Annotated in this window: 20 protein-coding genes; 8 read left to right on the forward strand and 12 right to left on the reverse strand. The window is 65.5% G+C overall.

Translation table 11 applies throughout. From position 1 onward, the window contains the following. Positions 1–257 (reverse strand): hypothetical protein (locus tag K1Y73_RS14010; protein ID WP_225028930.1); only part of this gene is annotated, 257 nt, incomplete at its 3' end. Between the two features lie 125 nt (positions 258–382). On the opposite strand from K1Y73_RS14010, the gene parE reads away from it, so the two are divergent. Beyond that, positions 383–2,338 carry a DNA topoisomerase IV subunit B gene (gene parE / locus K1Y73_RS14015; protein ID WP_225028931.1) on the forward strand — a complete coding sequence of 652 codons (1,956 nt, stop codon included), beginning with the start codon at positions 383–385 and terminating at the stop codon, positions 2,336–2,338. Continuing rightward, entirely contained in the window at positions 2,335–3,096 is a 762-nt protein-coding gene (locus K1Y73_RS14020; protein WP_225028932.1) for an HNH endonuclease, read from the forward strand. The genes parE and K1Y73_RS14020 overlap by 4 nt, the downstream gene beginning before the upstream one ends. A gap of 124 nt (positions 3,097–3,220) precedes the next feature. Here K1Y73_RS14020 and K1Y73_RS14025 read toward each other — a convergent pair whose 3' ends face one another. The 6 genes from K1Y73_RS14025 to K1Y73_RS14050 all read right to left on the reverse strand — a co-directional run bounded on the left by K1Y73_RS14025 (position 3,221) and on the right by K1Y73_RS14050 (position 8,538). After that, the gene (locus tag K1Y73_RS14025) at positions 3,221–3,568 is read right to left on the reverse strand and encodes an H-type lectin domain-containing protein (protein WP_225028933.1); all 348 of its coding nucleotides are present in this window, start codon (positions 3,566–3,568) and stop codon (positions 3,221–3,223) included. A 113-nt stretch (positions 3,569–3,681) separates the two neighbouring features. Next, positions 3,682–4,074: a F0F1 ATP synthase subunit epsilon gene (locus K1Y73_RS14030; RefSeq protein ID WP_225028934.1), complete on the reverse strand. Its 393-nt coding sequence runs from the start codon at positions 4,072–4,074 to the stop codon at positions 3,682–3,684. Between the two features lie 10 nt (positions 4,075–4,084). Continuing rightward, positions 4,085–5,536: a F0F1 ATP synthase subunit beta gene (gene atpD, locus K1Y73_RS14035; RefSeq protein ID WP_225028935.1), complete on the reverse strand. Its 1,452-nt coding sequence runs from the start codon at positions 5,534–5,536 to the stop codon at positions 4,085–4,087. Between the two features lie 20 nt (positions 5,537–5,556). After that, positions 5,557–6,417 carry a F0F1 ATP synthase subunit gamma gene (locus K1Y73_RS14040; RefSeq protein WP_225028936.1) on the reverse strand — a complete coding sequence of 287 codons (861 nt, stop codon included), beginning with the start codon at positions 6,415–6,417 and terminating at the stop codon, positions 5,557–5,559. Positions 6,418–6,439: 22 nt separating this feature from the next. After that, the gene (gene atpA, locus K1Y73_RS14045) at positions 6,440–7,978 is read right to left on the reverse strand and encodes a F0F1 ATP synthase subunit alpha (protein WP_225028937.1); all 1,539 of its coding nucleotides are present in this window, start codon (positions 7,976–7,978) and stop codon (positions 6,440–6,442) included. Continuing rightward, entirely contained in the window at positions 7,978–8,538 is a 561-nt protein-coding gene (locus K1Y73_RS14050) for a F0F1 ATP synthase subunit delta (protein ID WP_225028938.1), read from the reverse strand. The genes atpA and K1Y73_RS14050 overlap by 1 nt, the downstream gene beginning before the upstream one ends. A 500-nt stretch (positions 8,539–9,038) precedes the next feature. Here K1Y73_RS14050 and K1Y73_RS14055 point away from each other — a divergent pair, with 500 nt between their 5' ends. Then, positions 9,039–9,650 (forward strand): L,D-transpeptidase, encoded by a 612-nt coding sequence (locus K1Y73_RS14055; RefSeq protein ID WP_225028939.1) that lies wholly within the window; start codon positions 9,039–9,041, stop codon positions 9,648–9,650. Here the strand turns inward: K1Y73_RS14055 and K1Y73_RS14060 are convergent. Continuing rightward, positions 9,615–10,427, reverse strand: coding sequence for a class I SAM-dependent methyltransferase (locus K1Y73_RS14060; RefSeq protein ID WP_225028940.1), 813 nt, complete (start codon positions 10,425–10,427; stop codon positions 9,615–9,617). The two genes, K1Y73_RS14055 and K1Y73_RS14060, sit on opposite strands and share 36 nt — an antisense overlap. A 62-nt stretch (positions 10,428–10,489) precedes the next feature. Here K1Y73_RS14060 and gloB point away from each other — a divergent pair, with 62 nt between their 5' ends. The 3 genes from gloB to K1Y73_RS14075 all read left to right on the forward strand — a co-directional run bounded on the left by gloB (position 10,490) and on the right by K1Y73_RS14075 (position 14,224). Beyond that, positions 10,490–11,257, forward strand: coding sequence for a hydroxyacylglutathione hydrolase (gloB, locus tag K1Y73_RS14065; RefSeq protein ID WP_225028941.1), 768 nt, complete (start codon positions 10,490–10,492; stop codon positions 11,255–11,257). A gap of 167 nt (positions 11,258–11,424) precedes the next feature. Further along, on the forward strand, positions 11,425–13,743 hold the full coding sequence (gene clpA, locus K1Y73_RS14070) for an ATP-dependent Clp protease ATP-binding subunit ClpA (RefSeq protein WP_225028942.1): 2,319 nt from the start codon (positions 11,425–11,427) through the stop codon (positions 13,741–13,743). Between the two features lie 163 nt (positions 13,744–13,906). Next, positions 13,907–14,224 (forward strand): DMT family transporter, encoded by a 318-nt coding sequence (locus K1Y73_RS14075; protein ID WP_225028943.1) that lies wholly within the window; start codon positions 13,907–13,909, stop codon positions 14,222–14,224. Here the strand turns inward: K1Y73_RS14075 and K1Y73_RS14080 are convergent. The 3 genes from K1Y73_RS14080 to K1Y73_RS14090 all read right to left on the reverse strand — a co-directional run bounded on the left by K1Y73_RS14080 (position 14,221) and on the right by K1Y73_RS14090 (position 17,718). Continuing rightward, a complete protein-coding gene (locus K1Y73_RS14080) occupies positions 14,221–15,918 on the reverse strand; it encodes a peptidoglycan -binding protein (protein WP_225028944.1) in 1,698 nt (565 codons plus the stop codon). The two genes, K1Y73_RS14075 and K1Y73_RS14080, sit on opposite strands and share 4 nt — an antisense overlap. Positions 15,919–15,921: 3 nt before the next feature. Further along, the gene (locus K1Y73_RS14085) at positions 15,922–17,106 is read right to left on the reverse strand and encodes a biopolymer transporter ExbB (RefSeq protein ID WP_225028945.1); all 1,185 of its coding nucleotides are present in this window, start codon (positions 17,104–17,106) and stop codon (positions 15,922–15,924) included. Between the two features lie 72 nt (positions 17,107–17,178). Continuing rightward, the gene (locus K1Y73_RS14090; RefSeq protein ID WP_225028946.1) at positions 17,179–17,718 is read right to left on the reverse strand and encodes a gamma-glutamylcyclotransferase; all 540 of its coding nucleotides are present in this window, start codon (positions 17,716–17,718) and stop codon (positions 17,179–17,181) included. A gap of 79 nt (positions 17,719–17,797) precedes the next feature. Between K1Y73_RS14090 and K1Y73_RS14095 the strand changes: the two genes are divergently transcribed. Beyond that, positions 17,798–18,826, forward strand: coding sequence for a DUF2125 domain-containing protein (locus K1Y73_RS14095; protein ID WP_225028947.1), 1,029 nt, complete (start codon positions 17,798–17,800; stop codon positions 18,824–18,826). A gap of 5 nt (positions 18,827–18,831) precedes the next feature. Here the strand turns inward: K1Y73_RS14095 and galE are convergent, their stop codons facing one another. Then, positions 18,832–19,821 carry a UDP-glucose 4-epimerase GalE gene (gene galE / locus K1Y73_RS14100; protein WP_225028948.1) on the reverse strand — a complete coding sequence of 330 codons (990 nt, stop codon included), beginning with the start codon at positions 19,819–19,821 and terminating at the stop codon, positions 18,832–18,834. 438 nt (positions 19,822–20,259) lie between these two features. Here galE and K1Y73_RS14105 point away from each other — a divergent pair, with 438 nt between their 5' ends. Then, entirely contained in the window at positions 20,260–20,487 is a 228-nt protein-coding gene (locus tag K1Y73_RS14105; protein WP_225028949.1) for a hypothetical protein, read from the forward strand. Positions 20,488–20,542 lie beyond the last annotated feature (55 nt).

The raw sequence follows: 20,542 nt of genomic DNA on the forward strand, positions 1-20,542 counted from the left end.
GAGCCGCGAAACTCGGCCCGCGCCAGCCAGGGCGTCCAGCCCGCCATCCGCGCCTCGGCCGCGGCCTCGATCCGCGCCAGCAGCGCCCGCATCTGGGCCAGAAGATCGGCGATCTCGGCCCCCTGCCCCGGCTCGGCCCGAACCTCGCCCGCCAGATGCCGCAGCTCCCGCTCTGCCGATTGTTCCACCGCCGCCATGATCGCGCCCTTTCGCATGCCCTGCGAGCGGGCGCTATCAAGCCGATGCGACAGTTTCATGTCGCCGGGCCGCGGCCATTCGCCCCCCAGATCTTGCGCCCGCCCCCCTGCGGATGGTCTAATGGTGCAAAACCGCAAGCCGGCCCGCCGGCGCCCGAGCAGCCCCATTCCCGACGCGAGTTCCCATGCCGAATGACCTTCTTTCCGGCCAAGGCCAGACCTATGATGCTTCCTCGATCGAGGTGCTGGAGCCGCTGGAGGCGGTGCGCCTGCGCCCCGGCATGTATATCGGCGGCATTGACGAGCGCGCCTATCACCACCTGGCCGCCGAAATCCTGGACAATGCCATGGACGAGGCGGTCGCGGGCCATGCGAACCGCATCGAGGTGGAACTGCATGCCGATGGCAGCCTGACCATCCGCGACAATGGCCGCGGCATCCCCGTCGATCCGCATCCGAAATTCCCCGACAAATCGGCGCTGGAAGTCATCCTGACCACGCTGCATTCGGGCGGCAAGTTCAACGGCAAGGCCTATGAGACCTCGGGCGGTCTGCACGGGGTCGGCTCGTCGGTCGTCAATGCGCTGTCGGATCTGATGACCGTCCAGGTCGCGCTGAACAAGGAACTGTACGAGCAAAGCTTCTCGCGCGGGGTGCCGCAGGGCCCGATCCGCAAGCTGGGCCCGATCCAGAACCGCCGCGGCACCTGGGTGACCTTCCATCCCGATCCGCAGATCTTCGGCACGCAAGAATTCAAACCCGCGCGGCTGATGAAGATGGCGCGGTCCAAGGCCTATATCTTCTCGGGCGTGGAAATCCGCTGGAAATCGGCCATTCCCGATGGCGACATGCCGATGGAGGCGACGTTCCACTTCCCCGGTGGCCTGGCCGATTATCTGGCCGACCAGCTGGAAAAGGCCACCACCTATGCCGACCGCCCCTTTGCCGGCAAGGTGGGCTTCCAAGAGAAATTCGGCGTGCCCGGCTCGGTCGAATGGGCGGTGAACTGGACGCCGTCGCGCGATGGGTTCATCTCAAGCTATTGCAACACCGTGCCCACGCCCGAAGGCGGCACGCATGAGGCGGGGTTCTGGGCTGCGATCCTGAAGGGCATCCGCGCCTATGGCGAGCGGGTGAAGAACCGCAAGGCCGAGCAGATCACCCGCGACGACATGATGTCGGGCGGCTGCGCGCTGATTTCCGTCTTCATCCGCGAACCGCAATTCGTGGGCCAGACCAAGGACCGGCTGGCCACCGAAGAGGCGGCGAAATGGGTGGAAAACGCGGTGCGCGACCATTTCGACACCTGGCTTGCGGCCGATCCGAAATCGGCGGGCGCGATCCTGGATTTCCTGGTGCTGCGGGCCGAGGAACGCCTGCGCCGCCGGGCCGAGAAGGAAACCCAGCGCAAGACGGCCACTAAGAAGCTGCGCCTGCCCGGCAAGCTGGTGGACTGTTCGGCCACCGACCGGCGCGGCACGGAACTGTTCATCGTCGAGGGCGACTCGGCCGGCGGCAGCGCCAAGGGCGCGCGCGACCGCAATTTCCAGGCGCTGCTGCCCCTGCGCGGCAAGGTGCTGAACGTCCTCGGCGCGGCCTCGTCCAAACTGGGCGAGAATGCCGAAATCCGCGACATCTGCGAGGCTTTGGGCGTCGGCATGGGCACCAAGTTCCGCGTCGACGATCTGCGCTATGACAAGATCATCATCATGACCGACGCCGATGTCGACGGCGCCCATATCGCCTCGCTGCTGATGACCTTCTTCTTCACCCAGATGCGGCCCCTGATCGACAAGGGCCATCTCTACCTGGCCTGCCCGCCGCTTTACCGGCTGACGCAGGGCGCCAAGCGGCTTTACGTGGCCGATGACGCCGAGAAAGAGGTGTGGCTGCAGAAGGGCCTGGGCGGCAAGGGCAAGATCGACGTGCAGCGTTTCAAGGGTCTGGGCGAGATGGACGCCAAGGACCTGAAGGACACCACGATGAACCCCGCCACCCGCAAGCTGATCCGCGTGTCGATCGACGACGAGGATGGCGGCGAGACCGGCGATCTGGTCGAGCGGCTGATGGGCAAGAAGCCCGAACTGCGCTTCCAATATATCCAGGAAAACGCGCGTTTCGTGGAAGAGCTGGATGTGTGAGTGAGCGTCGTTATATACCGCTACATGTAAGGCGTCACTTGCGCCAAGAAGCGTATTTCGGCTGCGCAGTCTGCGGTGAACCAATACTTGATTACCATCACATTGTCCCGTGGTCCGTAGAGAAGCACAACAATCCTGAACACATGGTCGCACTTTGCCCGACTCACCACCGCATTGTTGGCAAGATGGCGCCAGATCGCCAATATGAAATTAAGAATAACCCAAAAAACAGGGATGCCGGAATGCTTCGTGGATTCTTGGCAACCGACAAACATCAACCATCTTTTGTGATGGGTACCAATACCTTCATCAACACGCCGACAATCCTTTCATACTATGGAGTTCCAATAATAACCTATCGGGTTCTAGAAGGCCAAAGTCTTTTGAGTGCTTACATACCGAAAGATGACTTCTTCCCAGAGTTAAAAATAGTCGACAACGATATCATCGCTTGGGTTGACGATTTGTGGGACTTTCAATTTAGCACAAATTATTTAAAAATGCAGCGCTTAGAAGAGAGCAGATACTTCGAGATTGACCTACGGCACGAACATGCGCTCGTCTCAGGCAACATTAGGATCGGTGAAACCGTCTTTGTTTTCAACGCCACGTCCACGAACATCAACAGCCGGTTTACCGCTATGAGAAACACATTTACCAATTGCGGCTGCGGTTTCGCCTTCGGAGATTACCGACAAAAGCTTTTGCTTCCCAATTATGCAATGCGCAAACCTTCAGCGCGATTAGTTTCAAAATGAGCCTGAATTGGAAATTTTTCTATCCCTTTGAAACTTTCCAGGCCCCCTTCCTCTCTGCAAAAATATCCTGCGGGGGTCCGGGGGTGCAAAACCCCCGGCTTCGCACGCCGCCCCGCGCCGCCGCCTATGGCACATCCCATTCATCCTCGTCGCGGAGCGGGCCGATCGCGGTCCAGTCGGCGCGGATGCGGGCGATGCGGCTGTCGCCCCAGGTGCGGAAGACGATGTGAAAGCCGGTGGCGGTGACCGTCTCGGCGCTGAGATCGGCGCGAAAATTCGCCTTGTGGTCGATGTCCAGCAGCGACAGGCCGACGATCACCGCGGGCGGGGCCTGGAAGGGCTCGCGGAACGACACCAGAAAGCGGCTTTCGCGGTCGCCCTGGCCGGTCCACATTGGCCCACCATCGACGAAATCCGAAAACAGGACGCGCGCGCCCTGCAGGATGCCGATCGACCCGCCAAACCGCTTCATGCCCAAACGCTTTCTCCCTGCTGCCAAACTACTGTGCGAAACGGGCGGAAAGAAGACAAAAACAAAAGGCCCCGCCAGAGGCAGGGCCTTTCGGATCGCATTCGCGAAGGGGTTCAGAAGCCGGTCGCGGCCTTCATGGCCAGAAGATCGGCCATGGCCTTGTCGGCCACGTCCTTGTCGACGGCAACGGCCGTCGCTTCGGAGGCATCGGCGATCAGCCGATCCAGCAGCGGCGCCGTCAGCTCTTCCACCGGGACCGCACGCTCGGCCAGGATCGAGACGCCCGTGGCGCTGATCTCGGCAAAGCCGCCGGTGACCACATAGGCCTTGGTGCCTTCGGCCGCGATGGCCTTCAGCACGCCCGGGCGCAGGGTGGTGATGGTGGGGGCATGCCCCTCCATCGCCGTCAGGTCGCCATCGGCACCGGGGATCTGCACCTCGGTCGCCGTAAGCGAGGCCAGCCGGCGTTCCGGGCTGACCAGATCGAATTGCAGATGTCCTGCCATGACTGCCCCCTTACGCCGCAGCCGCGGCGAGCTTGGCAGCCTTGGCGATCACTTCGTCAATCCCGCCGACCATGTAGAAGGCCGCTTCCGGCAGGTGGTCATATTCGCCGTTCACCACAGCCTTGAACGAGGCGATGGTCTTTTCCAGCGGAACCTGCACACCGTCCGAGCCGGTGAAGACCTTGGCCACGTCGAAGGGCTGGCTGAGGAAACGCTGGATCTTCCGGGCGCGGGCCACGGTCAGCTTGTCCTCTTCCGACAGTTCGTCCATGCCGAGGATGGCGATGATGTCCTGCAGCGACTTGTAGCGCTGAAGGATCCCCTGCACCGAACGGGCGACGTTGTAATGCTCTTCGCCGATGACGGCCGGGTCCAGCAGACGCGAGGTCGAGTCAAGCGGGTCGACGGCCGGGTAGATCCCCAGTTCCGAGATGGCGCGCGACAGAACGGTCGTGGCGTCAAGGTGGGCGAACGAGGTGGCCGGCGCCGGGTCGGTCAGGTCGTCGGCCGGAACGTAGATCGCCTGCACCGAGGTGATCGAGCCGTTCTTGGTCGAGGTGATGCGTTCCTGCAGCGCGCCCATGTCGGTGGCCAGCGTCGGCTGGTAGCCCACGGCCGACGGGATACGGCCCAGCAGAGCCGACACTTCCGACCCGGCCTGGGTGAAGCGGAAGATGTTGTCGACGAAGAACAGAACGTCGGTGCCGGACTGGTCGCGGAACTGCTCGGCCAGGGTCAGGCCGGTCAGCGCCACACGGGCACGCGCCCCCGGGGGTTCGTTCATCTGGCCATAGACCAGCGCCACTTTCGAGGCCGACAGGTCGTCGATCTTGATGACGCCCGATTCGATCATTTCGTGATACAGGTCGTTGCCTTCGCGGGTCCGTTCACCCACGCCGGCGAAGACCGAATAGCCCGAGTGCACCTTGGCGATGTTGTTGATCAGTTCCATGATCAGAACCGTCTTGCCTACGCCGGCGCCGCCGAACAGGCCGATCTTGCCGCCCTTGGCATAGGGCGCCAGCAGGTCGATGACCTTGATGCCGGTGACCAGAACCAGCGATTCCGTCGCCTGTTCGGCGAAGGTCGGCGCGGGCTGGTGGATGGCGCGGGTTTCGGTGGCGTCCACCGGGCCCTTTTCGTCCACCGGCTCGCCGATGACGTTCAGGATGCGGCCCAGGGTGGCGTCACCCACCGGAACCGAGATCGGCGCGCCAAGGTCGGTGCAGGGGGTGCCGCGGACCAGACCTTCGGTCGCGTCCATGGCGATGCAGCGCACGGTGTTCTCGCCCAGATGCTGGGCGACTTCCATGATCAGCTTCTTGCCGTTGTTGGTGGTTTCCAGCGCGTTCAGAATCGCCGGCAGCGCGCCTTCGAACTGAACGTCCACGACGGCGCCGATGACCTGGGTGACCTTGCCGCCGGTCACGGCAGCGGCGGAAGCTTTCGGGGCTCTTGCCATTGTTTTCTACTCCGGGTTCGTCAGAGCGCCTCGGCGCCCGAAATGATTTCGATGAGTTCCTTGGTGATCGCAGCCTGACGCGACCGGTTGTAGATGGTCGTGTACTTGTTGATCATGTCGCCGGCGTTGCGGGTCGCGTTGTCCATGGCGGACATCCGCGCGCCCTGCTCGGAGGCGCCGTTTTCAAGGAGCGCTGTGAAGATCTGCGTCGCCACGCCCCGCGGCAGAAGATCGGCGAGAATCGCCTCTTCCGAGGGTTCGTAGTCGTAAAGCGCATTGGTCTCGGCCGCGTCGAACTTGGCCGGGATGATCTGCTGCGCGGTGGGGATCTGGCTGATCACCGACTGGAAGCGGTTGTAGAAGATCGTGACCACATCGGCTTCGCCGGCCTCGAAGGCCGCCAGCACTTCACGCGCGATGGATTGCGCATTGGCATAGCCGACCCGCTTCACTTCGCTCATGTCGACGTGACCGACGAAATACTGCGACCAGTCGCGCCGCAGCTGTTCGCGGCCCTTCTTGCCGACCGTCAGGATCTTCACCGTCTTGCCCTGCGCCAGCAACTCGGCCGCCTTCGCGCGGGCAAGCCGCACGATGGTCGAGTTGAAGCCGCCGCAAAGGCCGCGTTCCGAGGTCATGACCACCAGAAGATGGGTCTGGTCGCGGCCCGAGCCGGACAGAAGGCGGGGACCGCCCTCTCCCTGGCCGGAAGCCAGCGCGGCAATCACCGCCCCCATGCGCTCGGCATAGGGGCGTGCCGCCTCGGCCGCTTCCTGCGCCCGGCGCAGTTTCGCGGCAGAGACCATCTGCATCGCCTTGGTGATCTTGCGGGTGTTCTTCACACTCGCGATCTTGTTCTTGAGGTCCTTTAGGCTGGGCATCTGCCTACTCCTTCAGGGCCGCTTACGCGAAGTCTTTGGCGAATTCGGCGATGGCTTCCTTAAGCTTCGCTTCGTCGGCACCCTTGATCTTCGGGTCGGCGGTGCTGATCCAGTCGAGGATGTCCTTGCGCTTGCTGCGCAGGAAGGACAGCAGGCCCGCTTCGAAGCGGCCCACATCCTTGACGGCGACCTTGTCCAGGAAGCCCGCGGTGCCCGCATAGATCACGCAGACGATTTCCGCATTGGTCAGCGGCGAATATTGCGACTGCTTCATCAGCTCGGTCAGACGCGCGCCACGGGCCAGAAGCTGCTGGGTCGAGGCGTCAAGGTCGGAACCGAACTGCGCGAAGGCCGCCATTTCGCGATACTGCGCAAGCGACAGCTTCACCGGGCCGGCGACGGTCTTCATCGCATTGGTCTGGGCGGCCGAACCGACGCGCGACACCGACAGACCGGTGTTCACCGCCGGACGGATGCCCTGGTAGAACAGTTCCGATTCCAGGAAGATCTGGCCGTCGGTGATCGAGATCACGTTCGTCGGAATATAGGCCGAGATGTCGCCGGCCTGGGTTTCGATGATCGGCAGCGCGGTCAGCGAGCCGGCGCCGAAATCCTCGTTCAGCTTGGCCGAACGTTCCAGCAGACGCGAATGCAGATAGAACACGTCGCCCGGATAGGCTTCACGCCCCGGCGGACGGCGCAGAAGCAGCGACATCTGACGATAGGCGACGGCCTGCTTCGACAGGTCATCATAGATCATCAGCGCGTGGCGGCCATTGTCGCGGAAGAATTCACCGATCGCGGTGCCCGAGAAGGGCGCCAGGAACTGCATCGGCGCGGGGTCCGAAGCGGTGGCGGCGACGACGACCGTATAGGCCATGGCGCCGGTTTCTTCCAGCTTCTTCACCAGCTGCGCCACGGTCGAGCGCTTCTGCCCGATCGCGACATAGACGCAATACAGCTTCTTCGATTCGTCCGAACCGGCAGCGTCGTTATAGACCTTCTGGTTCAGGATCGTGTCCAGCGCCACGGCGGTCTTGCCGGTCTGACGGTCGCCGATGATCAGCTCGCGCTGGCCACGGCCGATCGGGATCATCGCGTCCACGGCCTTCAGGCCGGTCGCCATGGGTTCATGCACCGACTTGCGCGGGATGATGCCCGGGGCCTTCACGTCGGCCACGCGGCGCTCGGTCGCGGCGATCGGGCCCTTGCCGTCGATCGGATTGCCCAGCGCGTCAACGACACGGCCCAGCAGCGCATTGCCCGCGGGCACGTCCACGATGGACTTGGTGCGCTTGACGGTGTCGCCTTCCTTGATGTCCTTGTCGGACCCGAAGATAACGATACCGACGTTATCGACTTCCAGGTTCAGCGCCATCCCGCGGATGCCGCCCGGGAATTCGACCATCTCGCCGGCCTGGACATTGTCGAGGCCATGGACACGGGCGATACCGTCGCCGACCGACAGCACACGGCCAACCTCGGCGACTTCGGCTTCCTTGCCGAAGTTCTTGATCTGCTCTTTCAGGATCGCAGAGATCTCGGCAGCCTGAATTCCCATCACCCAACCTCTTTCATAGCATTCTGCAGGGAAGCGAGCTTCGCCTTGACCGATGTGTCGATCATGATCGAGCCCAGCTTGACGACCAGTCCACCGATGAGCGTGTCATCGACAGAGGTGTTCAGTTTCACGGTCTTGCCCACGCGCGCCTTCAGCGTGTCGGCCAGTTTCTTGGCTTGTGCGGCGGTCAGCGCCTTGGCCGAAGCGACCTCGGCAGTGACTTCGCCCTTCTCTTCGCTGATCAGTGCGGCGAGTTGACGCAGCAGCTGCGGCAACACGAACAGCCGCCGCTTTTCGGCCATCAGCGCCAGGGTGTTTGCCGTCAGCGGCGCAAGGTCCATCTTCGCGGCGATCGCGGCGATTGCGCCCCCCTGTTCGGTCCGGCTGACCACGGGAGAGCCGATCATCGCCACCAGATCGGGCGAGGCGGCCAGCGCTTCGCTCAGGGCGGCGGTATCGGCTTCCAGGGCAGGCAGGGCGCCCGCCTCCTTGGCCAGTTCGAAAAGCGCGGTCGCATATCGCGCGGCGATGCCCTGAGAGATCGAAGCTGGTTCGGCCACGGCCTTCCTTCCCATTCTTCGGGCTTCATCCCGGCGCGCCCTGGTCCGCACATCTGCGCGGCCACGACAACTGGAAGCCCTAATTCACCCGATTTCGCGGGCGTCCTTAGCAGGTAGAAACCGCCCTCGCAACGGGGTTGGTCGCGCTTTCGTGAGAGGGATATACAGGATTTCCCGGCTGTCAGCGCTCACATAAGCGGGCTGCGACGCTTTGAAGCCATCCGGCCACCCGCCCGCGGCGGCCGGGGGGCGGACAGGAGTCGTTGCAATCCGGCACATTCGGCGGTTGCGGGGGCGCCAGCCCAGGCCCGGGCCGCCCCGTCCGGCGGTGGCGCGCACACGCCCGGTCACGTCGGCGTCAGATCGGGGCTTTGCGGCGCCCCGGCGGTTGACAGGGCGGCAAAAGACGCATCACAGATTGGGAATATGTCAGGCAGAGCAAATTCCGCCTCCCGCCCGCCAGTCGCGGGCCGGGCGGATCAGAAACGACGGAGGCACGCATGAAACCCACCCACACCCGCCGCTCGGCCGCCCTTCTGGGCCTTGGCGCAGGCGCGGCGTTGCTGTTGCCGCGCGCCGCCCTTGCCCAGCAATCCGCTCCCCTGCCCGCCCCCCTGCCCGAAGCCGATCCGCCCTCGGCCGGCGGGGTGATCCGCAACAACACCTCAAGCTTCCGCATGCAGCGCTGGCAGGACCATTTCGAGACGCTGGGCGTGGCCACCATCGTTGCCGACACCCGAAGCCGGGCGCTGCATTACTGGAGCGCGGATGGCACAGACTACCGGATCTTCCCGACCTCGGTTCCGATCTCGGACGAGCTGACCAAGCGCGGCTATACCCAGATCGTGCGCAAGAAGGTGGGGCCAAGCTGGACGCCCACCGCCAGCCAGATGCAGCGCTATCCCGACTGGAAGCCGATCCCGCCCGGGCCGGAGAACCCCCTGGGCACCCATGCGATGTACCTGTCCTGGCCGGCCTATATCATCCATGGCACCCATGACACGCGCAAGATCGGCCGGCGGTCCTCGGATGGCTGCATCGGGCTGTACAATGAAATGATCGCCCAGCTTTTCCCGCTATGTCCGGTGGGAACCCAGGTCCGGGTCCTGTAGGCCCGGGCGCAGGCGGACCAGCCGGCCCAGCGCCGGCTCGGGCGCGGCGGCCCCGCCGCGCACCCCTTCCAGCGCCTTCAGCGGCCGTGTGACCACCGCCCCCAGCCCGCCGCGGCTGGGCGCATAGACCTGTTTCGAGGCCTCGACCATCAGCACGCCCCCCGACAGCCAGGGCAGGCGCCGCCCCAGCTTCTCCCAGAAATCCGCCGTGCGCAGCCAGAACGGCGCACGCGAGGGCGGGGCATGCAGCACGGTGAAGCTGCGCTCGGGGGTGAAGCCGTGCCGGCGCAGCTGGGCTTCCAGCTGGCTGCCGGAATAGGGCCGGCCGAAGCCGAAGGGCGTGGCATCGCGCCGCGACCACAGGCCCGAGCGGTTCGGCACCACGAACAGCGCCCGCCCCCCGGGGCCCAGAACGCGATGCGCCTCGTCCAGCACGGCCGAGGGATGTTCGCTGGTCTCAAGCCCGTGCATCAGCACCAGACGATCCACCAGCCCGGTGGGCAGCGGCCAGGCGGTTTCCTCGCACAGCACGCTGACATTGGCCATGCCGGCGGGCCAGGGCATCACCCCCTGCGGGCCGGGCATCAGCCCGACGACGCGGCGCGCCTGCGGCAGATAGGGGCGCAGCAAGGGCACGGCAAAGCCGAAGCCCGCCACCGTCCAGCCCGCCGCGGGCGCCCAGAGCCGCACCATCTGGTCGCGGATGGCGCGCTGGGCGACCCGGCCCAGCGGCGTGCGATAATAGAAGTCGCGCAGATCCTGCACGTCGAGGTGCATTGCGGTTGCCACCTGTCCCGGGTGATGTTGGGCGCAGCATAGACCGGGAATGGGGAAAGACCATGGCTTTGGAACTGGTGGTGGTGCCGTGTCTGAAAGACAATTTCGCCTTTCTGCTGCAGGATCCGGCGACGGGGCAGACCGCCGTGGTCGATGTGCCCGATGCGGCGCCGATCCTGGCCGCCCTGCAGGCGCGGGGCTGGACGCTGGGGCAGATCCTGCTGACCCATCATCATGACGACCACATCCAGGGCGTGCCCGAATTGCGTGCGGCGACCGGCGCGCGCGTTCTGGGCGCGGCCGCCGATGCCCACCGTCTGCCACCTCTGGACCAGGCCCTGCACGAGGGCGATGCGGTGACGATCGGCGCCGAGACGGGGCGGGTCATCGACGTGCCCGGCCATACAAGGGGCCATATCGCCTTTCACTTCCCGGACTCTGCCCTGGCCTTCACCGCCGACAGCCTGATGGCCGCCGGCTGCGGCCGCCTGTTCGAGGGCACGGCGGCCGAGATGTGGGAAAGCCTGTCGAAATTCGCCGATCTTCCCGGCGAGACGCGGATCGGATCGGGCCATGACTATCTGGACGGCAACCTGCGCTTCGCGCTGACCCTTGAACCGGAAAATCCCGACCTTATCTCTCGGATCGAGCGTCTGGACAGGCTGCGCCGCGAAGGTCACCTGCCCATGCCCTCGACCCTTGCCGAAGAGCGCAAGACCAATCCCTTCCTGCGGGCAGCCCTGCCCCAGATGAAGGCCACCCTAGGCATGGCCGACGCGACCGATGCGGCGGTCTTTGCCGAAATCCGGGCCCGGAAGGATCGGTTTTGAAGCGTCTGCATCACATTTGACGTGAAGCATGCCCGGTTTTGCGGCAGGGGCACAGATTGCACTTGCAGACCGGACCGTAAAACCGAACTTTAACCTTATGAGGCCACGGTTGGTTTGGGCCCCTTCGACGGCCCGACCTGACCCCCGAGGAACAGGAGCACGACAAAGTGCCGTCTTTTTCGTCCACGCTTGAACAGGCCATCCACGGTGCGCTGGCCCTTGCAAATGCCCGCCGTCATGAACTCGCCACGCTGGAACATCTCCTGCTGGCCCTGATCGACGAACCCGACGCAGCCCGGGTGATGAAGGCCTGCTCGGTCGACCTGGACGAGTTGCGCAAGACCCTGACCGATTTCATCGACGACGACCTGTCGACGCTGGTGACCAGTGTCGAAGGGTCGGAAGCGGTGCCGACCGCCGCCTTCCAGCGCGTGATCCAGCGCGCTGCGATCCATGTGCAATCCTCGGGCCGCACCGAAGTGACCGGGGCGAATGTGCTGGTCGCGATCTTCGCCGAACGCGAATCGAACGCCGCCTATTTCCTGCAGGAACAGGACATGACGCGCTATGATGCGGTGAATTTCATCGCCCATGGCGTGGCCAAGAACCCCTCCTTCGGCGAAAGCCGCCCGGTTCAGGGCGCGGACGAGCCGCAGGAAACCCCCAAGGCCGAAGCCGGCGAGGCCAAGGAATCGGCGCTGTCGAAATATTGCGTCGATCTGAACGTGAAGGCCCGCAAGGGCGAGGTCGACCCGCTGATCGGCCGCGAGGCCGAGGTTGAGCGCGCGATCCAGGTTCTGTGCCGCCGCCGCAAGAACAACCCGCTTCTGGTGGGTGACCCGGGCGTGGGCAAGACCGCCATCGCCGAAGGCCTGGCCTGGAAGATCATCAAGAAGGAAGTGCCCGAAGTGCTGTCGGGCGCCACGATCTATTCGCTCGACATGGGCGCGCTTCTGGCCGGCACCCGCTATCGCGGCGATTTCGAGGAACGACTGAAAGCCGTGGTCAAGGAGATGGAGGATCACCCCGACGCGATCCTGTTCATCGACGAGATCCATACCGTGATCGGCGCCGGGGCCACCTCGGGCGGGGCGATGGATGCCTCGAACCTGCTGAAGCCCGCGCTGCAGGGCGGCAAGCTGCGCTGCATGGGCTCGACGACCTATAAAGAGTTCCGCCAGCATTTCGAAAAGGACCGCGCCCTGTCGCGCCGGTTCCAGAAGATCGACGTGAACGAACCTTCGGTGCCGGATGCGATCAAGATCCTGATGGGGCTGAAGCCGCATTTCGAAGAGCATCACGACATCCGCTATACCGCCGACGCGATCAAATCGGCGGTGGAACTGGCCAGCCGCTACATCAACGACCGCAAACTGCCGGATTCGGCGATCGACGTGATCGACGAGGCGGGGGCGGCGCAGCATCTGGTCTCGGATTCGAAGCGCAAGAAGGTTCTGGGAACGAAAGAGATCGAGGCCGTGGTGGCCAAGATCGCCCGCATCCCGCCGAAAAACGTCTCGAAGGACGATGCCGAAGTGCTGCGCGATCTGGAAAAGACGCTGAAGCGGCTGGTCTTCGGCCAGGACAAGGCGATCGAGGCGCTGTCGTCCTCGATCAAACTGGCCCGGGCTGGCCTGCGTGAACCCGAAAAGCCGATCGGCAACTACCTGTTCACCGGCCCGACCGGCGTCGGCAAGACCGAGGTGGCGAAGCAGCTGGCCAATACGCTGGGGGTGGAGCTGCTGCGGTTCGACATGTCGGAATACATGGAGAAACACGCGGTGTCCCGCCTGATCGGCGCGCCGCCCGGCTATGTCGGGTTCGATCAGGGCGGCATGCTGACCGATGGCGTCGACCAGCATCCGCATTGCGTGCTGCTGCTGGACGAAATCGAAAAGGCCCATCCGGATGTGTTCAACATCCTGCTGCAGGTGATGGATCACGGCAAGCTGACCGACCACAACGGACGGGCGGTGGATTTCCGCAATGTGATCCTGATCATGACCTCGAATGCCGGGGCGGCCGACATGCAGAAGGCCGCCATCGGTTTCGGCCGCGACAAGCGCGAGGGCGAGGATACGGCGGCGGTGGAACGCACCTTCACGCCGGAATTCCGCAACCGTCTGGATGCGGTGATCAGCTTCGCGCCCTTGGGCCGCGAGATCATCTTGCAAGTGGTCGAGAAGTTCGTGCTGCAGCTGGAAGCGCAGCTGATCGACCGCGGCGTGCATATCGAGCTGACGCCCGAAGCCGCCGATTGGCTGGGCGAGAAGGGCTATGATGACAAGATGGGCGCGCGGCCCCTGGGCCGGGTGATCCAGGAACACATCAAGAAGCCGCTGGCCGAAGAACTGCTGTTCGGCCGGCTGGTCAAGGGCGGTGTGGTGAAGGTCGCGGTCAAGGATGGCGCGATCGAATTGCAGGTGCAGGAGCCGCAGAAGCCGCGCCTGACCGGCCAGAAACCGCCGCTGCTGACCGCCGAGTGATCGCTGTGCAAGACCGGAAACCCCCGCCAAAGGCGGGGGTTTTTCTTTGCTCGGCCAGTTTGCAGCCTTGAAGCGCCGCGCCCTGCCCCCTAGCCTGCCCTTGCGGGACGACCCGCGCTTGTGATCGATCCGGGACGGCCCGGCCTTGAGGAAAGGGTGGGGCATGTCTTGGGTCTTGCTGGTTCTTGCCGGTCTGCTGGAAGTCGTCTGGGCCTTTGCGATGAAGAAATCGCAGGGCTTTACCGTGTTCTGGCCCAGCATGGTGACGCTGGTCGCCATGATGGCCAGTTTCGGCCTGCTGGCGCTGGCGATGCGCAGCCTGCCCTTGGGCACGGCCTATACGATCTGGACCGGGATCGGCGCGCTGGGCGCCTTCGTGCTGGGCATCGTCGCCCTGGGCGAGGTGGCAAGCCCCGGCCGCATCCTGGCCGCCGGGCTGATCCTGTCGGGGCTGGTGCTGATGAAGCTGACGAGTTCCTAACGCTCGGTCAGTTTCAGCTCGATCCGGCGATTTTGCGCCCGCGCCGCCTCGGTGTCGCCGGGCGCCACGGGCCGGTATTCGCCAAAGCCGGTCGCGGCCAGCCGGTCGGGCGGAAAGCCCAGATCGGTCTGCATGTAGCGCACCACCGACAGGGCGCGGGCCTGGCTCAGCTCCCAATTGTCGCGGAACGCGCCCAGGCCCGACAGCGGCACATTGTCGGTATGGCCGTCGACGCGGATGATCCAGTCGATCCCGGCCGGGATCTCGCCGCGCACCTCGTTCAGGATCTGCACCACGCCGGCGATCTGTGCCTTGCCTTCGGCGGACAGATCCGCCGCGCCGGGGTTGAACAGCACTTCGCTGGAAAAGACGAAACGGTCGCCCACCACGCGCACGCCTTCGCGCCCGGCCAGAAGCGCCGACAATTGCCCGAAGAATTCCGAGCGGAACTTGGCCAGATCGGCATTCTCGGCCGCCAGCCGCTTGCGCTCGGCCTCTTCCAGTTCCGCCCGGCGCTTCTGTTCCGCCGCCACCTGCGCCAGGGCCGCATTCAGATCCTTGCCCAGCGAGTCCAGCTGCACCTCGGTTGCGATGCGCTTGGCCTCGGCCTCGTCCAGCACGCCCTGCAGCGCCCCCAGCTGGTCGCGCAAGGCGGCGATCTGCTGGTTCAACAACTCCACCTGACGCGCCGCGGCCAGCGCCTTTTCCTGTTCGCCCGACAGTTCGGCCTGCGCCGCAGCCAGCGCCGCCTCGCGATCACTTGCCGCGGTCTTGCCCTCGGCCTCGGCCTTGCGCGCGGCGGCCAGCAGCGTCAGCGTCTCTTCCGCCGCCTTGCGCTGCTCTTCCAGTGCCAGGGTCATCGCCGTCACCTCGGTTTCCGACGCCTTCAGCTTGTCCTGCAACGCCGCCAGCGCCGCCGCATCGGCCAGGCGTTGCTTTTCGGCCTCGGTTAGATCGGTCTCGCGCGCGGCCAGCGCAGCGGCATCGGCCTCGCCCTTGGCGCGCAGATCCTTGACCAAAGCCTCCAGCGCATCGGCCCGCGCCGCCGACAGCCGCGCCGCTTCCGCCCCGGCGTCGATCTCGTCGCGCAGCTTGGCCAGCGCCAGCTGCGCCGCTTCGGCCTCGGTGATCAGCCTGGCCTTCGCCGCTTCCAGCTCGGCCACCGAAGCGGCCAGCCCCTCGGCCTTTTCGCTGACAGTGGAAAGTTCCGACTTGGTCGCGTCGCGTTCGCCGGTGACAATGGCAAGATCGCCCAGCGCCTTGTCGCGCTGCGAGATCAGCGCCGCGACCTGCGCCTCGAAATCGGTGATCCGCGTCTTTGCAGCGTCAAGTTCGCCCTGCCTTGCGGCAAGATCGGCCTCAAGCCCGGCGATCACCCCGGTCTGGCGCTGCCCCTCGGCCAAAGCCGCGCTCAGCGAGGCCGACAATTCGCCGACCTGCCCTTGCAGATCCTCGCTTTTGCGCCGTTCCAGCCCCAGCGCCTGCGACAGGGCGGCCACCTGTTCGTTCAGCGCCGACAGCTCGGTCGTCTTGGCGCTGATCTCTTTGTCCTGGCTGGTGATCTGGTCGCGCAGCACCGATTGCATCACGGTGAAGATGGTCAGGACGAACATCATCACCATCAAAAGCGTGGTCACCGCGTCGACGAAACCCGGCCAGATCAGATGCGAATCGCGGCGGCGCGACAGGGCCATGGCCTAGCCCCGCCCCACGGTCGAGCGTGACAATTGCCGGATCGCCGCGGTCAGTGCCGCCAGATCGGTGCGCAGATCGGCGGTGGATTCCTGCCGGCCAGCGCTGATTTCTTCAAGGATCCTCAGCAGTTGCACGTCGATCGACCGCAGCCGCATCCGGCTTTCGGCGTCGATCCCGCCGGCCGAGGCGACACCGCTTTCATCGGTCAGGGCGGCGGTCAGCGCCTCTTGCCCCTCGGCGATCCGCGCCAGAAGCGCGGTGCCCCCGGCCTCGTCCCCCAGCCGCGACGCCAGCCGGTCGACCGCCTGGGCCAGATCGTTCACCCGATCCTCCATGACCGAGCGCGCCACATCGGCCTGGGTATAAAGCGCCTGCAGGCTTTCCATCTGCCCGGCCATATGGTCCAGCACCTGCACGATGGCCGACTGGTCGGCGCTGCCGCCCTCGCCTTCCGACAGGCCGATGCGGGTGATCGAGGACAGCCATTCTTCCAACTCGCGGTAAAAGCGGTTCTGGCCATGGCCGGCGAACAGTTCAAGAAGGCCCACGACCAGCGATCCGGCCAGGCCCAGGAGCGAGGATGAAAACGCCGTGCCCATGCCGCCCAGCTGGCTTTCCAGCCCGCCCATCAGCTTGGAGAACACGTCCAGCCCGCTTTCACCTTCCTGCGGGGCGAGGCCGCGGATGGTTTCGACCACCGCGGGAACCGTGGTGGCCAGGCCCCAGAACGTGCCCAGAAGCCCCAGGAACACCAGAAGGTTGATCAGATAGCGGGTGATGTCGCGCGCCTCGTCGATGCGCTGGGCGACCGAATCCAGGATCGACCGGCCCGACGAGGCCGAGATCGTCATCGCCCGCCCGGTCCGCCCGCGCAGCAATGCGGCCAGCGGCGCCAGAAGCCGCGGCGCGGCATCGGCATTGGCGCCGGGATCGCGGCGCAGGACGCCTTCGATCCAGCTGACCGATTGCGCCAGGATCCACAGCTGCCAGAAGCAGGTCAGAATGCCGAAGACGAAGACGAAGCCGATCAGCCCGTTCAGAACCGGATTGGCGCGCAGGATGCCGACGACCTGACCATGCAGCAGCCAGGCCGCGGTGGCGACCAGCACGCAGACCAGAAGCATCGTGGTGATCGCGCGGATCGGCTGGCTGAAGGTGGTGCCCGGCACATCCTCGGGTCGTTTCATCTGCTGGGCCTGCCCTGTCGTTTCTTGGCCGCAGCCTAGCAGCTTGCCCCTGGGGTCAAAAGCAAATTGCCGCTAGCCCGCATCGCAAAGCGCCCGAACCCGGGCGGCCAGCCAGTCCAATTCGTCATCGGCGATGCCAAGTTCGGCAAGATGCGCGGTCGTCGACCACAGATAGTCGCGGTTCGTGCCGCGCCCGCCGGTGGCCTGCGCGATGATCTGCGCCTGTTCCTCCAGCGCCAACCCGCCGCAATATTGCGCGTGATGCGGGTCGATCACATAGGCCAGCGCCTGCAGCGCGCCCTGGGGCGCCTGAAGGGCCAGCGTCACCTCAAGATAGGCCGAGGAAATCAGCTCGCGTTCGCGCAAGCCGGCCAGGGTTTCGGCCTCGGCCCCCGGGGCCACGCGGAAGGCCACGCCGTCGCAATGCGCCCCCGGCGCCTGGTCCAGCGCCAGGACCAGCCCCGGCGCCTGCACCGAGCCGCGATGGTGGATCGAGCGCATGCAGAAGCTGCGCCGCCAGCCCGGCGCGCGGGCGATCCGCCGCTCGGCCACCGGGAATTCCGGGTTCCAGATCAGCGAGCCATAGCCGAAAACCCACATTTCTTCGTCCATCTCTGGCCCAAGCCTGCCGCTTTCTATACCATTCGCAACCTGTAAACACCCGTTCGCGGGTTTGGAAAAGGGGGCGCGGATGCGCTGGCTTCTGGGCATTCTGATTGCGGTCACCCTGCTGTGGTTCGGCTATTGGTACGCTGGCGCGACCGTGATCCAGCGGCAGGTCGACCAGATCTTCGCCGAGGCGCAGGCCCGCGGCTATACGGCCCAAAAGACCGGCGCCGGGGTTGCGGGCTTTCCGAACCGCTTCGATCTGACGCTCGAGGGGCTGAAACTGGCCGATCCGGTGACCGGCGCGGGCTATGATGCGCCTTTCCTGCAGGTCTTCGCGATGACCTGGAAGCCCTGGCATGTGATCGCCGCCCTGCCCGAGGCGCAGGTGATCCGCCTGCCCGGGCAAGAGATCGGGCTGACCGGGCTGGGGCTGAAGGCCAGCCTGCGCGCCAAGCCCGCGCTGGACCTGCCTCTGGCCGAGGCCCGGTTTGCCGGGCAGGAGATCCGGCTCAGCTCGTCCCAGGGTTGGCAGACCGGCGCCGTCGATCTGGTTCTGGCGCTGGCCCAGGCCCAGACCGGCCCGGCCGATTACGCGCTGGGGCTGGCGGCCTCGGGCGTGCAGATCGACCCGGCCTTCCGCAGCCGCCTGGCCGCGCTGGCGCTGCCGGGCCTGCCCGCCTCGGACCTGCCCGAGACGGCGGGGCCGCTGCGGGCGAACATCCTGCTGCATCTGACCGCCCCGCTTGACCGCCAGGCCGCGCAGCGGCGCCCGCAGCTGACCGGCTTCGACATTGGCGAATTGCATCTGGAATGGGGCGCGATGACGGCCGAGGCCAGCGGCCGGCTGACCGCCGATCCGCTGGGCCAGGCCGAGGGCGAGATCCTGCTGACCCTGACCGGCTGGGACCGTCTGCCGGCGCTGCTGGTGGCGCTGGGCGCCGTCAAGCCCGAGATCGCGCCGACGGTCCAGTCGATGCTGAAGGCGCTGGCCGGAGAATCGGGCGATCCGGCGGTGCTGAAACTGCCGCTGAAATTCGAAGCCGGGCAGATGAGCCTGGGGCCCTTCCCGCTGGGGCCGGCGCCGCTGCTGCGGCTGCCGGCCGCGGGGTAGCCGCCTCAGGCGCTGTATTCCGGCTTCTGCGCCCAGGCCCAGGCATCGCCGATCATCTGGCGCAGGCTGGAATGCTTGGGCTCCCAGCCCAGTTCCTCGATCGCGCGTTTCGAGCCCGAAACCAGCGTCGTCGCATCGCCGGCCCGCCGCGCGCCTTCAATGATCGGCACTTCGCGATTGGTCACGGCGCGGCTGGCCTCGATCACTTCGCGCACGGTGAAGCCCGCGCCCGAGCCCAGGCAGAAGACCCGGCTGTCCTTGCCATCCAGAAGCCATTTCAGCCCCAGCACATGGGCGTCGGTCAGGTCGGTCACATGCACATAGTCGCGCACGCAGGTGCCGTCGCGGGTGGGGTAATCCGATCCGAACACGGTCAGCGCCGCGCGCTTGCCGGCAACCGCATCCAGCATCAGGGGGATCAGATGGGTCTCGGGCCGGTGCTGTTCGCCCAGATCGCCTTCCGGATCGGCGCCCGCCACGTTGAAATAGCGGAAGATCACATGGTTCAGCCCGTGGCTGGCGCGGAAATCCTTCAGCATGTCCTCGATGGCGCGTTTCGAGCCGCCATAGGCGTTGATCGGCCGCTGTTCGGTGTCTTCGTCCAGCACCACCCCGTCCTGATCGCCATAGGTCGCGCAGGTCGAGGAGAAGACGAAATTCTTGACCCCCGCCGCGATCGAGGCCTCGATCAGGTTCAGCGCGCCGCCCACATTCACCCGCCAGTACAGGCCCGGATCCTTCATCGATTCGCCCACCAGTGACAGGGCTGCGAAATGCATCACCGCGACCGGCCGGTGTTCGGCCAAAGCGGCGTCGATCGAGGCGCGATCCATCAGATCGCCCTTCGCCAGCGGGCCGAACTTCACCGCCTCGGCCCAGCCGGTCGACAGATTGTCGAAGGCCACCGGCACAAAGCCCGCCCGCGCCAGGGCCTTGCAGGCATGCGACCCGATATACCCTGCCCCACCCGTCACCAGAACCTTCTGCCCAGACATCGCCATTCCTTCCCGTCCCGCTTTCCGGCCCCGGCCCGCCCCTGGCGCCCGGCCCGCCGTTTTCGGCGCCAGATAGAGACCGCGCCGCCGCATCCTGCAAGCGCCAAGCCGGTGCCGGGTGGGGAATTCCCTGCGCAAGGATAAAGAAGTTGCAGCGAATCGCCGCACTGACGATTGTCGGGCATGGTTTTGTGCAGCGCCCTGACCTTTCCCCGCCTCCGCCTTGCCGGCCCCCGGGCGCCGGCCCTGACAGGCACGGCCCGTACGCTCTGCGCCGGGCCTGGCCTGGCGGCGGCAGCCTTGGTGCTGGCGCTGTCGGGTTGCGTCGATGCGGCCGAAGGCGAAGGTCCGGGCGATCCTCAGGGCGCAGACCGGGGCGAAGCCACCGATGAAGCGCCGGCGCTGCCGCCGTCGCGCAGCACCGCAGGACCTCCTCGCATGGCCCAGGCCGAAAGCCAGACCGTCACCCTGACCGGAACCCGGGTCAGCATGGGCAATGCCGTCGACTGCCCCGAGATCCGCACCGACGACGGCAAGTTGCATCCGGTCAAGGGTCTGACCGCCGAGGTTGCATTGGGCGACCGGATCACCGTCACCGGCGAATACGGAGTTGCCACGACCTGCCGGGGCCAAGTATTAATCGTCGCAGAACTGAAAAGACTTTAACCAAATTCTTGGAACAGGCCGGCCTTTGGCCTTTTGCCGCCGGTCTTCACGATAT

Source organism: Xinfangfangia pollutisoli, assembly GCF_020179405.1.
Lineage (GTDB): Bacteria > Pseudomonadota > Alphaproteobacteria > Rhodobacterales > Rhodobacteraceae > Pseudogemmobacter > Pseudogemmobacter pollutisoli.

What these genes read in the sequence shown, in the direction of transcription:
- K1Y73_RS14055 (WP_225028939.1), top strand. Translation starts at nt 9,039, where the DNA reads ATGAAACCCACCCACACCCGCCGCTCGGCCGCCCTTCTGGGCCTTGGC.
- K1Y73_RS14075 (WP_225028943.1), top strand. Translation starts at nt 13,907, where the DNA reads ATGTCTTGGGTCTTGCTGGTTCTTGCCGGTCTGCTGGAAGTCGTCTGG.
- K1Y73_RS14080 (WP_225028944.1), bottom strand. Translation starts at nt 15,918, where the DNA reads ATGGCCCTGTCGCGCCGCCGCGATTCGCATCTGATCTGGCCGGGTTTC.
- K1Y73_RS14040 (WP_225028936.1), bottom strand. Translation starts at nt 6,417, where the DNA reads ATGCCCAGCCTAAAGGACCTCAAGAACAAGATCGCGAGTGTGAAGAAC.
- K1Y73_RS14090 (WP_225028946.1), bottom strand. Translation starts at nt 17,718, where the DNA reads ATGGACGAAGAAATGTGGGTTTTCGGCTATGGCTCGCTGATCTGGAAC.
- atpA (WP_225028937.1), bottom strand. Translation starts at nt 7,978, where the DNA reads ATGGGAATTCAGGCTGCCGAGATCTCTGCGATCCTGAAAGAGCAGATC.
- K1Y73_RS14095 (WP_225028947.1), top strand. Translation starts at nt 17,798, where the DNA reads ATGCGCTGGCTTCTGGGCATTCTGATTGCGGTCACCCTGCTGTGGTTC.
- gloB (WP_225028941.1), top strand. Translation starts at nt 10,490, where the DNA reads ATGGCTTTGGAACTGGTGGTGGTGCCGTGTCTGAAAGACAATTTCGCC.
- K1Y73_RS14025 (WP_225028933.1), bottom strand. Translation starts at nt 3,568, where the DNA reads ATGAAGCGGTTTGGCGGGTCGATCGGCATCCTGCAGGGCGCGCGCGTC.
- atpD (WP_225028935.1), bottom strand. Translation starts at nt 5,536, where the DNA reads ATGGCAAGAGCCCCGAAAGCTTCCGCCGCTGCCGTGACCGGCGGCAAG.
- K1Y73_RS14060 (WP_225028940.1), bottom strand. Translation starts at nt 10,427, where the DNA reads ATGCACCTCGACGTGCAGGATCTGCGCGACTTCTATTATCGCACGCCG.
- galE (WP_225028948.1), bottom strand. Translation starts at nt 19,821, where the DNA reads ATGTCTGGGCAGAAGGTTCTGGTGACGGGTGGGGCAGGGTATATCGGG.
- K1Y73_RS14030 (WP_225028934.1), bottom strand. Translation starts at nt 4,074, where the DNA reads ATGGCAGGACATCTGCAATTCGATCTGGTCAGCCCGGAACGCCGGCTG.
- K1Y73_RS14105 (WP_225028949.1), top strand. Translation starts at nt 20,260, where the DNA reads ATGGCCCAGGCCGAAAGCCAGACCGTCACCCTGACCGGAACCCGGGTC.
- K1Y73_RS14085 (WP_225028945.1), bottom strand. Translation starts at nt 17,106, where the DNA reads ATGAAACGACCCGAGGATGTGCCGGGCACCACCTTCAGCCAGCCGATC.
- parE (WP_225028931.1), top strand. Translation starts at nt 383, where the DNA reads ATGCCGAATGACCTTCTTTCCGGCCAAGGCCAGACCTATGATGCTTCC.